Here is a 14,565-nt window from a genome sequence, read left to right on the forward strand (position 1 = left end):
ACTATTATAAATTTTCTTTTATGAAATTAGTCATTTTCGTATACAACTGTAAACGTGTTTTTCCGCCATAAATACCGTGGTTTTTGTCCGGATAAATGGCCCAATCAAATTGTTTGTTGGCTTGAACCAAAGCTTCAATCATCAACATGGAATTCTGAACATGTACATTGTCGTCTGCAGAACCGTGAATCAATAAAAAAGGTCCTTTTAATTTGCTTACGTGATTGATTGGTGAGTTTTCATCGTAACCTGAAGCATTTTCTTGAGGTGTTTGCATGTAGCGTTCCGTATAAACCGAATCATAAAATCTCCAGTTTGTAACAGGTGCTACTGCAATTGCCGATTTAAACACATCGTTTCCTTTTAAAAGACAATTAGACGACATGAAGCCACCGTAACTCCAGCCCCAAATCCCAATTCGAGAAGCATCAACATAATTCCATTTTCCAATGGTTTTCGCAGCATCAATTTGGTCTTCAACTTCAAATTTTCCAAGTTCTTTGTAAGTCACTTTCTTGAAATCAGCTCCTTTAAATCCAGTTCCTCTTCCGTCCACACAAACCACAATATATCCTTCTTGGGAAAGCATCATGTACCACATGTCATTTGTATCCAACCATTTATTTGCAACCTGTTGCGAACCAGGTCCTGAATATTGGTACATCAAAACCGGATATTTTTTCGAAGCATCAAAATCTTTAGGTTTAATCATCCAAGCGTTCAGTGCTTGACCTCCATCTGTTTTTAATTCTAAAAACTCCTTGGAAGGTAAGTTGTACTTTTCCATTCTCTTTGAAAGCGCCTCGTTTTCACGAATGATTTGCAATTCTTTTCCAGATTTCGCGTCGTTCAAACTGTAAATCATTGGCGTTTTTGCATCTGAAAAAGTATTGATATAATACGCAAAATTTGGACTAAAAGTAGCTGAACTCGTTCCCGTTTTTGAAGAAAGACGTTTTTTATTTTTTCCGTTTAAACTAATAGAATACACATCGCGGTTAATAGAACCATTTTCGACTGATTGGTAAAAAATAGTTTTTGTTGCTTCATTCAAACCATAATAAGAAGTCACTTCCCAATTTCCTTTTGTGATTTGACTAATTTGTTTTCCTGATTTATCGTAATGGTATAAATGATTGAAACCATCTTTTTCACTACTCCAAATAAAACTGTTATCAGCTAGAAAAGTTAAGTTGTCTGTAATGTCAACGTATGCTTTGTCTTTCTCATTCAGAATTACTTTTGTGGTTCCTGTAGTTCCATTTACAAAAAGTAAATCCAAATTATTCTGATGACGGTTAATGATTTGAGCACTCAATTCATTAGCATCATTCGTCCATTTAATTCTTGGAATGTAAAAGTCGTTGTATTTATCTAAATTAATTTTTGTCGGTTTTTTGGCATTCAAATCGTAAATATGCAAACTCACAATTGCGTTTTTCTCTCCTGCTTTTGGGTATTTAAAAGTTTGCTGAACCGGATATAAACCTTGGTCGTAAATGTCCATTGTAAATTCAGGCACTTCTGTTTCATCAAATCTTATAAATGCAATCTTATCGCTTGATGCATTCCAATCAAAAGCTCGTACAAAAGCAAATTCTTCTTCGTAAACCCAATCCGTAATTCCGTTGATGATACTGTTTTTCAATCCGTCAGTCGTAATTTGTGCTAAAGATTGATTGGCAATGGTGTAAACGAATAAATTATTTTCTTTGGCAAAAGCAATTTTACTGCCGTCAGGCGAAAAAGTTGGCTCTTGAATTTTATAGTCAAAAAGCTTGGTCATCTTCTTGCTCTTGATGTCATACAAATAATAATCAGCTACGAAAGAATGACGGAATATTTGGTCCGAATTTGTAGCAATTAATATCAAATCTTCCTTTTTGTTGAATGTGTAACTATCAATAGAAGGGAAATTTGGAAAATTTTTGGTATCAATAAAAGTATCCACTTTTTTGAGTGTGGCAAAGTCGTAAAGATCGATTTGCATACTTCTTGAATTTCGATCGAAATTTAAGATAGTATATTGGTTGGTGTTTTTCATGGACTGCAATTCGTCCATGCCTTGCGTCCGAAACGCACCGCCCCAGATTTCTTCAAGCGTAATTTTTTGCTGTGCAAAAGTACTTATCGTAGCTAATAAAAAGAGAAATAAGAATTTCTTAAAATGATTCATTTTTGGTAAGTTAAAAAAACATTCAATTTTAGTGAAAAAAAAGCAATAATCCGTGCTTTTAAGTGTTAAACCTTAAATAGAAGAAAGTAGTTTCTTACTGATAATGTAAAATATCTATTATAGAATATCAGCTGTAAATGGCTATAAAATATAATTAAACAGCAACACTTCCCTTAATTCCAGGATGTGGATCGTAACCTTCTAAAGTGAAATCTTCAAATTTGAAATCAAAAATATTACTGATTTCAGGATTTAAAATCATTGTAGGCAATGGTTTCACATCACGGGAAAGTTGCAATTCCAATTGTTCAAAATGGTTGTTGTAAATATGTGCATCACCAAAAGTGTGAATAAAATCACCTGCTTTTAGTCCGCAAACTTGTGCAATCATCATTGTCAATAAAGCGTAAGATGCAATATTGAATGGAACACCTAAGAATATATCTGCACTTCTTTGATACAATTGACAAGATAATTTTCCTTCAGCGACATAGAATTGGAAAAACGCATGGCAAGGAGGGAGAGCCACTTTTCCGTTTGCTACGTTTTCTGAAAAAGATTTTGAAGTATCTGGTAAAACAGATGGATTCCAAGCGGAAACCAACATTCTTCTGCTGTTTGGATTGGTTTTCAACGTTTCGATGATTTCAGTAATCTGGTCGATTTCTTCCGAATTCCAATTCCTCCATTGATGGCCATAAACAGGACCTAAGTCCCCATTTTCATCAGCCCAATCATCCCAGATTCGAACGCCATTTTCTTTTAAATAGGCAATATTCGTTTCGCCTTTTAGAAACCAAAGTAATTCGTGTATAATTGATTTTAAATGTAATTTTTTAGTTGTAACCATTGGAAAACCTTCGGATAAATCAAAACGCATTTGGTATCCAAAAACACTTTTTGTTCCTGTTCCTGTTCGGTCTCCTTTTTGAACGCCTTGTTTTAAAACGTAGTTAACTAATTCAATATATTGTTTCATTGTTGTAGAGTTTTTAGGCATTCGCCAATGACAAATTTATTTTATTGTCTTATGTAAATTTCACCTTGAGTAAAACCATTTTGTTTGATGAAAGCTTTAAATTGCTTCTTAGGCGGTTTAACTCTAAAAGGTTTAGTTGTATCTTTTTTGCTTTCAGTAATAGATTCCATCAAATTCATTTCATCAATGGTTTTTATGCCATTAATTTGCAAAATACCCTTATTTATAGATAGTTTTTCGACTTCCCAAAAGTCAGTATCAGTTTTATTATTTAGAAAATAATAACCTTTGAATTTCTTTAAAACGTACGTTTTTTTAAGATTAAAAGTGGTATCAGCATAAATGTAATTGCTAAATAAGGAATCATTTATTTTTAAAATTTTGTATTTTACCTTTGAGTTTAACAAGTATAAAGTATCATTTACAATACGTTCATTTTTGTCTAATTCTGAAATTTTCAAGGTGTCATCTAGCGTGATTTTTTTTAAAATAAAATACTTTCCAATTTCTAATTGAGAATTTTCATCAGGATTATAGTAAGTGCCAATGAGTTTTTTAGGAAATTCCTTTTGCTCTTTTACATTTTCAGGTTGACTAACTTCAAAAATAACCGTAGCATTTTTGCAGGAGTAAAGTGCTGAAATTGTAGCTATTAAAATCAATTTTTGTTTCATTTTAATGTATTTTACTCTACTTTTTAACCTAACATCTTGAACCCTAAACCTAATACCATGAACCTATAAAGCTATCTTCTCGAAATCTCATCCCGAATTTTAGCTGCCTTTTCGTAGTCTTCATTTTCAACAGCTTCATTAAGCAAGTCATTCAATTCAGATAAACTTTGCTTTGCATACGTTCCGCCTTCCGCTACATTTGATTCTTCTGGAATGCCAAAAGTTTCAGGAGCTGATAAAATGTCATCACCTGACGCGTCAAATTCACCTTCTTTGGGATTGGTTTTCAAATAAATTCCCGCTTTGTCTAGAATGTTTTTATAAGTGAAAATGGAAGCCGAAAAACGCAAGGCTAGTGCAATTGCATCCGACGTTCTAGCGTCAATAATTTCCTCAATTTTATCGCGTTCGCAAATGATGCTTGAAAAGAAAACGCCGTCCACTAATTTATGGATAATGACTTGTTTGACCACAATATCAAAACGGTCGGCAAAACTTTTAAATAAGTCGTGCGTCAACGGACGAGGTGGCTTGATTTCTTTTTCTAACGCAATTGCAATCGATTGGGCTTCAAAAGCACCAATGACAATTGGAAGTTTGCGGTCGCCATCGACTTCATTTAGTATTAAAGCGTAAGCCCCATTCTGCGTTTGGCTATAGGATATACCTTTGATGGTTAGTTTTACTAAGCTCATTTTTAAGGAAATAAATTTGATTTTTAAAATAAAAAAAGGCTATCTGAACTTGATATTTCTATCTCAATTCAGATAGCCCCAATATGGGCACAATTTAAAGAATATTTACGAATTAGCCTTGAATTCGCGTAATTTTTCAGTTAATCTCGGAACGATATCAAATGCATCACCTACGATTCCGTAATCTGCTACTTTGAAAAAAGGCGCTTCCGGATCTGAATTGATTACCACTTTTACTTTCGAAGAGCTGATTCCCGCGATATGCTGAATAGCTCCTGAAATTCCAACTGCAATATATAAATTGGTGGCTACTGGTTTTCCAGTTTGACCAACGTGTTCACTGTGAGGTCTCCATCCTAAATCTGAAACGGGTTTAGAACATGCTGTTGCAGCTCCTAAAACGGAAGCCAAATCTTCGAGCATTCCCCAATTTTCTGGACCTTTCAATCCACGTCCGCCAGAAACAACAACTTCGGCATCAGCAATCGTTACTTTTCCAGAAGCTTTTTCAACACTTTCCACTTTAACGCTGAAATCACCGTCGTTAAGTGTTGGAGCGAAATCTTCTTCAGTTAGAGTTGAAGCATTTTCAACCAATCCATAAGAGTTTTTAGCTAAGCTCAACACTTTTACTTCTGTTTCTAATTCAGAAATAACGTAAGCCTTGTTAGAGAAAGCTGTTCTTTTTACTTGAAAAGGTGACATGCTTACTGGTAAGCCAACCACATTTGAAGCAAAACTTGCGTTTAATCCTACAGCAACTAGTGGAGCCATGTATAAACTGTCTGTTGTAGAAGAAAGTAAAACTAATTTTACGTTTTCCTTGTCAGCTGCTTGTTTGATTATGTCAGCGTATGCTTTTGCTGTGAAGTTTTTTAACTTGTCGTTAGAAACTTTCAACACTTTATCTACACCGTATTTTGATAATTCAGCTGCATTTGTATTGTTTACAGTAATTGCAGTTACTGTTGTATTTAATGATTCAGCTACTTTTTTTGCATAAGAAGCCAACTCGAAAGCTACTTTTTTGAATTTTCCTTCTGAAGAAGATTCTGCATATATTAATATTGACATAGTCTTAAATATTTGATTTTAGAATTATGATTTTTGAAGCGTGTTTAATTTTGATTTTAGACATAGATTTTAATCTCAAATCTAAATTCAAACATCTTAAATCACTTTAGCCTCGTTGTGTAATAAATTAATTAATTCATCCAAGTTATCAGGACTGATTAATTTTACTGCTGATTTAGCCGCTGGTTTTTCAAACTTCACCGCTTTCGTAGTTACTTCGGCATTAACAGGCTCTAAAACAGTCAAGGCTTTAGTTCTTGCTGTCATAATTCCTCTCATGTTTGGAATTTTCAAATCTTTCTCTTCTACTAAACCTTTTTGACCACCAATAATTAATGGCAAAGTTGTAGAAACGATTTCTTTTCCACCGTCGATTTCTCTTGAAGCAGTTGCTGAAGTTCCATCTACTTTTAATTCCGTACAAGAATTTACGAAATTGTAGCCTAAAATAGCCGCTAACATCCCAGGAACCATTCCGCCGTTGTAATCTAATGACTCTTTTCCTGCGATAATTAAATCGTAGTTTCCTGCTTTAATTACTTCTGCTAATTGAGTCGCTACGAAAAAGCCATCTTTTGGTGCAGCGTTTACACGAATTGCTTCGTTTGCTCCAATAGCTAATGCTTTACGCAAAGTTGGTTCTGTATCTGGACCACCAACATTCACAACAGTTACGTTTGCTCCTTGTTGTTCTTGGAACCAAATTGCTCTTGTTAAACCAAATTCGTCGTTAGGGTTAATTACAAATTGAACGCCATTTGTGTCAAACTCAGCGTCTCCATTGGTGAAATTAATCTTGGAAGTAGTATCAGGCACGTGACTGATGCAAACTAATATTTTCATCTTTATTGTTATTTAGATTATCGTATTTTGGCTACGAAAATACAACTATTTTTTAAAAAAAGAACTATGCATGCATAATATATAGTGATATTTTGAGCTATTTATCAGGTTGGTAATTGTACACAAAAAAGGCTAATCTTCTAGAAAATTAGCCTTTGTTATTGAATGTAAATGTCTTTTTTACTATAATTCCCCTTTTATAATGGCAAAATCAATCAAAATCGCAATTGTTTTTCCAGCTCCTTTTGCCATAGCATGCACGATTTGTTCGCCGGTATCTTTGTCCGTGTAGATTTTAAAAGTGTCGATTTTCCATTTCGTATTTGCAGCAGTTTTGTCTAATGCGTTTTCAGTTACATATTTTTCGCTTACTACGGCGTTCATCAAACTTCCCATACTGTCGCTGATCATGTCGTTGCTTGCTAACGTTTGAACATTGTCAAGATTAGCTGAAATGCTATTGACATCCGTTACGTTCATGTTTCTGACATCATTAATTGATTTTGCTGCATTGGTGATGTTTTTTAGCGATAGCGAAGATTTGAATTCGTAGACAAATGCAAACTTATCGCCGTTACTTGGTTCTTTTAGTTGAATGATTTCGTCCACATTAAATGTTCGGCCGTTTTTAGCGGTAAATGTTTCTTCTGATTTTTTTCCTTTGATTTGGGCAAGTGCCGTTATTGAAACAAATAGAATCAATAAGGAGGTAATTGTTGTTTTCATGATATGGTTTTTTTAATGATTAAACTTTTAATAGTTTACCAAAGTTGCACAATATTGGAAATGAAGTAAATACGGTAAATGCCGTATATTTTTAATTTCTATTGAAATTAAGATTTTTAGTGTGAAATTTAAAATAGCTGAAAACCATAAAATCCCTATCCCGAAGTCTCGGGACGGAGAGGAGTGAGCATCCTTTTTCCTGCTTTCTTTAAGCAGGAAAAAGATAAAACGGATAGCCGGAAATAGCTCCTAAATATTTTAAAAGTTATTTATGTCGTTATATAGGTTTTAATTTTTATTTTTGCAGTTCAAAATTTAAGAAGATAAATTTTTACGATATGAGGACTATCCAATTTAGAGAAGCTATTTGTGAAGCGATGAGCGAAGAAATGCGTCGCGATGAATCAATATATTTAATGGGAGAAGAAGTGGCCGAATACAACGGTGCTTACAAAGCTTCCAAAGGAATGTTGGACGAATTTGGTCCCAAACGTGTGATAGATACTCCAATTGCAGAACTTGGTTTTGCTGGAATTGCAGTAGGTTCAGCAATGAACGGTAACCGTCCGATTGTAGAATTTATGACGTTCAACTTCTCATTAGTAGGAATTGACCAGATTATCAATAACGCAGCTAAAATGCGCCAAATGTCAGCGGGACAATTCCCAATGCCAATGGTTTTTAGAGGTCCAACCGCTTCTGCAGGACAATTAGGTGCGACACACTCTCAAGCTTTTGAAAGTTGGTACGCAAACTGTCCAGGTTTAAAAGTAGTAGTTCCATCAACGGTTTATGATGCGAAAGGTCTTTTGAAAGCAGCTATTCGCGACAACGACCCAGTTATTTTCATGGAATCGGAACAAATGTATGGCGACAAAGGAGAAGTTCCTGAAGAAGATTACATCATTCCTATTGGAGTTGCTGATGTTAAAAGAGAAGGTACGGATGTAACGATTGTTTCTTTTGGTAAAATTATCAAAGAAGCTCATATTGCTGCTGAAGAACTTGCAAAAGAAGGAATTTCATGTGAAATTATCGATTTAAGAACGGTTCGTCCAATGGATTATGACGCGATTATCAAATCGGTTAAGAAAACAAATAGATTAGTAGTTCTTGAAGAAGCTTGGCCTTTTGGAAGTGTTGCTTCAGAAATTACGTATATGGTTCAAGAAAGAGCTTTTGACTTTTTAGATGCTCCAATTCAGAGAATCACAACTGCTGATACGCCAGCTCCATACGCTCCAAACTTATTAAAAGACTGGTTGCCAAATGCAGAAGACGTAATTAAAGCGGTTAAAAAAGTAGCTTACAAAAAGTAATTTGCAATCAATACATACCATAAGTTTACGAATTAAAAATATTTTTTCTTTGCAACTTATTACTATATTTGAACTTCATCATGGGTAACTTTGGTGAAGTTTTTTTTTAGAAGTTTACCCCAAATAAAAGTCCAACTTCTTTTTTTAGCAGCATTTAATATATGAAAGATAAAATATTTTTAGGTTTGTTATTCTGGATGATTTCATTTTCATTCGCACAAACAAAAGTAAGCGGTATCGTTTTAGACGAAAATAAAAAACCGGTGGCTTACGCCAATGTTGGGTTTCTTGGCACTGCAGAAGGGATGATTACAAATGAAGACGGAATTTTTTACCTCGAGTCAAAAGAGAATCGCAAGACGCTGCAAGTTTCCTTTATTGGCTATGCCACACAAGACATTACTTTAGAGAAAGCGGTAACTTATAATATGAAAGTGATTTTAACGTCAGGCGAAGAATTAGCTGAGGTTAAAATTTACAGTGCCAAAACTTCCAAGAAAAACAATCCTGCCATTGATATTTTGCGAAAAATATGGGAACGTAAACGTAAAAATGGTTTGCGTCAATTCAAGCAATATGAAATGGGCAAGTATGAGAAAATTGAGTTTGACATGAACACCATTGACAGTGCTTTTATGAAGCAACGGTTGTTCAAAGGCATGGAATTCATCTTTAATTCAGTTGATACTTCAAGGATTACAGGAAAAACTTATTTGCCTATTTTTATCAACGAAGCACTTTCAAACGTCTATGGTGATAATGTGAGAAGCAAAGTAAAAGAGGTTTTGGTGGCCAATAAAAATTCGGGTTTCAGTAATAATCAGCAAATAACATCGTACGTAAGCGATTTATATGCAGATTACGACATCTACGACAATTACTTGAAATTCTTTGATAAAGCGTTTACGAGTCCGCTTTCTCGAACTGGAATTGATGTGTACAATTACGTTCTAGCAGACAGTTCTTTTATCGAGAATAAATGGTGTTACAATATTGTATATTATCCCCGTCGAAAAAACGAATTGACATTTAAAGGAAATTTTTGGGTAAACGATACCACTTGGGCAATCAAAAAAATCAATCTTGAAGTAACTAAAAGTGCCAACATCAACTGGGTCAAAGAAATTTACATTGAACAAGATTTTGACGTTTTAAACGATTCTGTTTTTCTGTTGAAAAGAGATTACATCATGACTGATTTTGCGTTAAGCAAAAAAGAAAAGTCGAAAGGGGTTTATGGGAAAAGAACGACCATGTTTCGCGACCATATTTTTGACAAGGAAAGGCCGGAGGATTTTTATAAGCCTGAAATTCAAAATTCAGATCCGCAAGTGTATGTCAAATCTGATGATTATTGGCAAGACAATCGTTTTGAACATTTAAATAAAGACGAGAAAGGCGTCTATAAAATGCTTGATACGTTGCAAACCAACAAGCGCTTTCTGCAAATATACGACGTCGTGCAAATTATAGGAAGTGGATACCTGCATTACGGTAATTTTGATGTTGGTCCAATTCTATCCACAGTGGGTTACAACGAGGTTGAAGGTCTTCGTCTGCGGGTTGGTGGTCGAACTTATTTTGGTGAAAATGATAAATGGCGTGTTCAAGGATATACCGCTTACGGATTTAAAGACAATAAATTCAAATACGGAATTTCAGGAAAATGGATGGTAGAACCCAAAAGTCGACTCATTCTTTCACTAGGAAATCGACGCGATGTGGAGCAAATTGGTGCCAGTTTTACAGAAACAAATGATGAAATGGACAGAAGTTTTGCGTCTTCTTCGCTGTTTTCGGCGGGAAATAATGGTAAATTAACGAACGTAAGCTTGACTAATTTTTCTGCGGAAATTGAACCTGCTCGAAATTTCACAGTAGCAGCCGGGATGTCTTACCGAACTTTAATATCAGCTTCGGACAGTTTCAGTATGGATTATTATACTGTTTTACCTACAGCCGGAAATCCATTAGGAGAAATTCAAAGTCGTGTAAAACAATCGGAATTTAATGTGCAACTTGATTATACATTTTCAAGAAAAACAGTGGGAAGTGGCGTGGAACGACGAACAACAAATAAACCGTATGCTCAATTATTTCTAAATTACAGTCAAGGACTTAAGGATGTGTTTGATAGTGATTTTGACTACAAGAAAGTACAATTGTATTACAAACAGCCTTTAAATATGGGCGGAATTGGACGATTAGATGTGACGACTGAATTGGGAAAAACATTCGGAGAGATACCGTTGTCGTTATTAAGTATTGTTCCAGGAAACCAAACTTACTGGACGATCGCAAATACATTTAATTTACTTGATTTCTACGAATTTCAAACAGATACCTACGCGACCATTCAATTGCAACATAATTTTGGTGGACGAATTTTTTCAAGAATCCCATTTTTAAGAAAATTAAACTGGAGAGAGACAATTGGAATTAAAGGAGTTTATGGAACAATTAGTGATGAAAATCGCGCAATCAATGCATCGGGACTTTTATACCAAGCACCAGAAGATTTTTATTACGAATACAATGCAGGAATTGGAAACATATTTAAAGTGTTGAAAATTGAATTCGCTTGGCGTGGAAATTACCGTACTGAAAACACAAATAATTTCGGAGTGAAGGCGTCTTTGGGAATAAGATTCTAATTTCTGAAAATAATTTTCAGCCATTTAAAAAGTTAATGTAGAGATAACGTGCATTCTGTATTGAAAAACACTAATATTTGCTTACTTTTGCAGTCGTAAAAATTGAAAAATACAGAAATGACAGCTGATAAAAAACACTCTTTCGATGTTTTAATCGAAATTCCACGAGGAAGTAGAAATAAATATGAATACGATTTTGATTTAAAAAGAATGCGATTCGATAGAATGTTGTTCTCATCGATGATGTATCCTGCAGATTACGGATTTATTCCGGAAACTTTAGCGTTAGATGGTGATCCATTAGACGTTTTAGTTTTGATCACGGAGCCTACGTTTCCAGGTTGTGTGATTGAAGTAAAACCAATTGGCGTGTTCCATATGGCAGACGACAAAGGTCCAGATGAGAAAATCATTTGTGTGCCAATTTCAGATCCAATTTGGAGTAACTTAAATGATTTGAGCGATATGAATCCACATTTAGTGAAGGAAATTGAGCATTTTTTCCAAGTTTACAAAGATCTTGAAAATAAACAAGTTGATGTAGAAGGTTGGGGAGATGTAAACGAAGCAAGAGATATTATTTCTAAATGCGTGAATCGTTTCCAAGAAATCGAAAATAAGCCAGAAGGATTGTTCGCTATTTAAGAACGTACTGATATGAAATAAAAACACCTGTAAATATATTTTTGCAGGTGTTTTTTTATGAACTATTTTGAGTTTTGAATATTCTGAATTTTTAACGCGCATTGCTGTATAAAAATGTTAAAATTTTTACTTCATGTGGGAAGTGTTAGAAATAATGGTGACGATAGTTTAAATTTAGACTTGTATTATTACTAAAATACTGTAGAATCTATTGGGAAGTTTGTTTTGTAGTTCGTTCCGTTTCGTTATATTTACATAATATTAACAAAAAACCAAAAACATTTTATGGAATCAATGATGATTTACGTACCGATAGTTATGGCAATTATTGGTCTGCTTTTTATGTGGATGAAAAGATCGTGGGTATTAAAGCAAGACGCCGGTGACGGAAAAATGAAAGAAATTTCAGATTACATCTACGAAGGTGCTTTGGCCTTTTTAAAAGCAGAATATAAATTATTAGCAGTATTTGTAGTTATTGCAAGTATTGCGTTAGCCGGAATCACTTTTTTACCGGGAGTTAAAACACATTTATTAATTGTAGTTGCTTTTATTTTTGGAGCCTTCTTTTCTGCTCTTGCGGGAAATATGGGAATGAAAATCGCAACAAAAACAAATGTTAGAACAACGCAAGCCGCTCGAACAAGTTTGCCGCAAGCCTTAAAAGTTTCTTTCGGCGGTGGAACCGTAATGGGACTTGGAGTAGCAGGTTTAGCCGTTTTAGGTTTAACAACCTTCTTCATCATTTTCTTTCACGTGCTTTCAGAGGGCGTTTGGCAAGACACTGAAGCGATGACCATCGTTTTGGAAACATTAGCAGGATTTTCTTTAGGTGCTGAATCAATTGCTTTATTCGCACGAGTTGGTGGTGGTATTTACACTAAAGCTGCCGATGTTGGTGCGGATTTAGTAGGTAAAGTGGAAGCTGGAATTCCTGAAGATGATCCCAGAAATCCAGCTACAATTGCAGATAACGTTGGAGATAATGTAGGTGACGTTGCAGGAATGGGTGCCGATTTATTCGGTTCTTACGTGGCAACCGTTCTTGCAGCAATGGTTTTAGGAAACTACGTAATTAAAGATATGGGTGGAAGTATTCAAGATGCTTTCGGCGGAATTGGACCCATTTTATTACCAATGGCAATCGCCGGTTTTGGAATTTTATTCTCAATTATCGGAACGATGGTGGTGAAAATTTCTAATGATAATGCAAAAGAAAATGAAGTACAAAAAGCACTGAATATTGGTAACTGGATTTCAATTCTGTTGACGTTAATCGCGTGTTACTTTCTAGTTGACTTCATGTTGCCTGAAACTATGAAAATGAGTTTCTACGGCGAAGGATTGAAAGATATTTCATCAATGCGTGTTTTTTATGCAACGATTGTTGGTTTAGCCGTTGGTGGAATTATCTCATCAGTAACAGAATATTACACAGGATTAGGAACAAAACCAGTTATGGCAATTGTACAAAAATCGTCAACTGGTGCTGGAACAAACGTAATTGCAGGTTTAGCAACAGGTATGATTTCTACATTTCCAACGGTACTTTTATTTGCAGCGGCAATTTGGGGGTCTTATGCTTTAGCAGGATTTTACGGAGTAGCTTTAGCAGCTTCAGCAATGATGGCCACTACGGCAATGCAATTAGCAATTGACGCCTTCGGTCCAATTGCAGACAATGCAGGTGGAATTGCTGAAATGAGTGAATTACCAAAAGAAGTTCGCACAAGAACAGATATTTTGGATGCGGTAGGAAATACAACTGCTGCAACAGGAAAAGGTTTTGCAATCGCTTCAGCAGCCTTAACTTCTCTAGCTTTATTTGCAGCTTATGTAACATTCACAGGAATTGACGGAATTAATATTTTCAAAGCTCCAGTTTTAGCAATGTTATTTGTTGGTGGAATGATTCCAGTAGTATTTTCCGCTTTGGCAATGAATTCTGTTGGAAAAGCCGCAATGGATATGGTGTATGAAGTACGTCGCCAGTTCAAGGAAATTCCTGGAATTATGGAAGGGACGGGCAAACCAGAATATGGCAAATGTGTGGAAATTTCAACGAAAGCCGCTTTACGCGAAATGATGTTGCCAGGAGTTTTAACGATTGGTTTTCCAATTGCAATTGTGCTTTTAGGAATGTTAGTTTATCCAGAAAACAATCAGTTAGTAGCAGAGATGTTAGGTGGATATATGGCTGGAGTTACTGTTTCTGGTGTACTTTGGGCTGTGTTTCAAAATAATGCTGGAGGTGCTTGGGATAATGCTAAAAAATCTTTTGAAGCGGGTGTTTTGATTAACGGAGAAATGACTTACAAAGGTTCGGACGCTCACAAAGCAGCGGTAACGGGCGACACGGTTGGAGATCCATTTAAAGATACTTCTGGGCCATCAATGAATATTTTGATTAAATTGACTTGTTTGATTGGGTTGGTTATCGCACCAATTTTAGGAAACGGTTCGTCATCAAATACTGCAATGGCTTCCTGTTGTTCTAAACAAGGTACTGAAATGATGTGTAAATCCATGTCAAACGAAGAATGTGTGAAAATGGGTTGCACCAACATGAATTGTGAACACATGAAAATGGCAGGAAAAACAACGGTGATGACGAATGAGTTTCAAATAGAACAAACCAATACAGATGGTAAATTCTCTGCAAGAGTCTCAAAAACGATCAACGGTGTCGAAGAAAATGCCGAATTTGAAGGTACTGAAGCCGAAGTTGCTGCTAAAATTAAAGCTTTTAAAGCACAATAGTTTTACTGTTATTTAAATAA

Annotated in this window: 11 protein-coding genes; 4 read left to right on the forward strand and 7 right to left on the reverse strand. The window is 35.2% G+C overall.

Going from position 1 to position 14,565, the window contains the following annotated elements; all coding sequences use genetic code 11:
• Window positions 1-4 precede the first annotated feature (4 nt).
• The 7 genes from YWA_RS0100910 to YWA_RS0100940 form a co-directional block, all read right to left on the reverse strand.
• Entirely contained in the window at window positions 5-2,176 is a 2,172-nt protein-coding gene (locus tag YWA_RS0100910; protein WP_022826613.1) for a S9 family peptidase, read from the reverse strand.
• 154 nt (window positions 2,177-2,330) lie between these two features.
• Window positions 2,331-3,155: a thymidylate synthase gene (locus YWA_RS0100915; RefSeq protein ID WP_026718490.1), complete on the reverse strand. Its 825-nt coding sequence runs from the start codon at window positions 3,153-3,155 to the stop codon at window positions 2,331-2,333.
• A 41-nt stretch (window positions 3,156-3,196) separates the two neighbouring features.
• On the reverse strand, window positions 3,197-3,829 hold the full coding sequence (locus YWA_RS0100920; RefSeq protein WP_022826615.1) for a hypothetical protein: 633 nt from the start codon (window positions 3,827-3,829) through the stop codon (window positions 3,197-3,199).
• 71 nt (window positions 3,830-3,900) lie between these two features.
• Window positions 3,901-4,524 carry a bifunctional nuclease family protein gene (locus YWA_RS0100925; protein WP_022826616.1) on the reverse strand — a complete coding sequence of 208 codons (624 nt, stop codon included), beginning with the start codon at window positions 4,522-4,524 and terminating at the stop codon, window positions 3,901-3,903.
• 105 nt (window positions 4,525-4,629) lie between these two features.
• A complete protein-coding gene (locus tag YWA_RS0100930) occupies window positions 4,630-5,598 on the reverse strand; it encodes an electron transfer flavoprotein subunit alpha/FixB family protein (protein ID WP_022826617.1) in 969 nt (322 codons plus the stop codon).
• A 96-nt stretch (window positions 5,599-5,694) separates the two neighbouring features.
• Window positions 5,695-6,441 (reverse strand): electron transfer flavoprotein subunit beta/FixA family protein, encoded by a 747-nt coding sequence (locus tag YWA_RS0100935; protein ID WP_022826618.1) that lies wholly within the window; start codon window positions 6,439-6,441, stop codon window positions 5,695-5,697.
• Window positions 6,442-6,624: 183 nt separating this feature from the next.
• Window positions 6,625-7,167, reverse strand: a complete 543-nt coding sequence (locus YWA_RS0100940; RefSeq protein ID WP_022826619.1) for a hypothetical protein — start codon at window positions 7,165-7,167, stop codon at window positions 6,625-6,627.
• 338 nt (window positions 7,168-7,505) lie between these two features.
• Here YWA_RS0100940 and YWA_RS0100945 point away from each other — a divergent pair, with 338 nt between their 5' ends.
• From YWA_RS0100945 to YWA_RS0100960, 4 genes are all read left to right on the forward strand, one after another.
• Entirely contained in the window at window positions 7,506-8,486 is a 981-nt protein-coding gene (locus YWA_RS0100945; RefSeq protein WP_022826620.1) for a pyruvate dehydrogenase complex E1 component subunit beta, read from the forward strand.
• Between the two features lie 161 nt (window positions 8,487-8,647).
• The gene (locus YWA_RS0100950; RefSeq protein ID WP_022826621.1) at window positions 8,648-11,140 is read left to right on the forward strand and encodes a DUF5686 and carboxypeptidase-like regulatory domain-containing protein; all 2,493 of its coding nucleotides are present in this window, start codon (window positions 8,648-8,650) and stop codon (window positions 11,138-11,140) included.
• Window positions 11,141-11,257: 117 nt separating this feature from the next.
• Window positions 11,258-11,785 carry an inorganic diphosphatase gene (locus YWA_RS0100955; RefSeq protein WP_022826622.1) on the forward strand — a complete coding sequence of 176 codons (528 nt, stop codon included), beginning with the start codon at window positions 11,258-11,260 and terminating at the stop codon, window positions 11,783-11,785.
• Between the two features lie 285 nt (window positions 11,786-12,070).
• Window positions 12,071-14,545, forward strand: a complete 2,475-nt coding sequence (locus tag YWA_RS0100960; RefSeq protein ID WP_022826623.1) for a sodium-translocating pyrophosphatase — start codon at window positions 12,071-12,073, stop codon at window positions 14,543-14,545.
• Window positions 14,546-14,565: the final 20 nt, after the last annotated feature.

Origin of the sequence: Flavobacterium antarcticum DSM 19726, from assembly GCF_000419685.1 — a bacterium.
Taxonomy (GTDB): Bacteria; Bacteroidota; Bacteroidia; order Flavobacteriales; family Flavobacteriaceae; genus Flavobacterium; species Flavobacterium antarcticum.

Excerpts from the sequence above, each read along its gene's own strand:
- YWA_RS0100910 (WP_022826613.1), bottom strand. The coding sequence starts at position 2,176 with ATGAATCATTTTAAGAAATTCTTATTTCTCTTTTTATTAGCTACGATA.
- YWA_RS0100915 (WP_026718490.1), bottom strand. The coding sequence starts at position 3,155 with ATGAAACAATATATTGAATTAGTTAACTACGTTTTAAAACAAGGCGTT.
- YWA_RS0100920 (WP_022826615.1), bottom strand. The coding sequence starts at position 3,829 with ATGAAACAAAAATTGATTTTAATAGCTACAATTTCAGCACTTTACTCC.
- YWA_RS0100925 (WP_022826616.1), bottom strand. The coding sequence starts at position 4,524 with ATGAGCTTAGTAAAACTAACCATCAAAGGTATATCCTATAGCCAAACG.
- YWA_RS0100930 (WP_022826617.1), bottom strand. The coding sequence starts at position 5,598 with ATGTCAATATTAATATATGCAGAATCTTCTTCAGAAGGAAAATTCAAA.
- YWA_RS0100935 (WP_022826618.1), bottom strand. The coding sequence starts at position 6,441 with ATGAAAATATTAGTTTGCATCAGTCACGTGCCTGATACTACTTCCAAG.
- YWA_RS0100940 (WP_022826619.1), bottom strand. The coding sequence starts at position 7,167 with ATGAAAACAACAATTACCTCCTTATTGATTCTATTTGTTTCAATAACG.
- YWA_RS0100945 (WP_022826620.1), top strand. The coding sequence starts at position 7,506 with ATGAGGACTATCCAATTTAGAGAAGCTATTTGTGAAGCGATGAGCGAA.
- YWA_RS0100950 (WP_022826621.1), top strand. The coding sequence starts at position 8,648 with ATGAAAGATAAAATATTTTTAGGTTTGTTATTCTGGATGATTTCATTT.
- YWA_RS0100955 (WP_022826622.1), top strand. The coding sequence starts at position 11,258 with ATGACAGCTGATAAAAAACACTCTTTCGATGTTTTAATCGAAATTCCA.
- YWA_RS0100960 (WP_022826623.1), top strand. The coding sequence starts at position 12,071 with ATGGAATCAATGATGATTTACGTACCGATAGTTATGGCAATTATTGGT.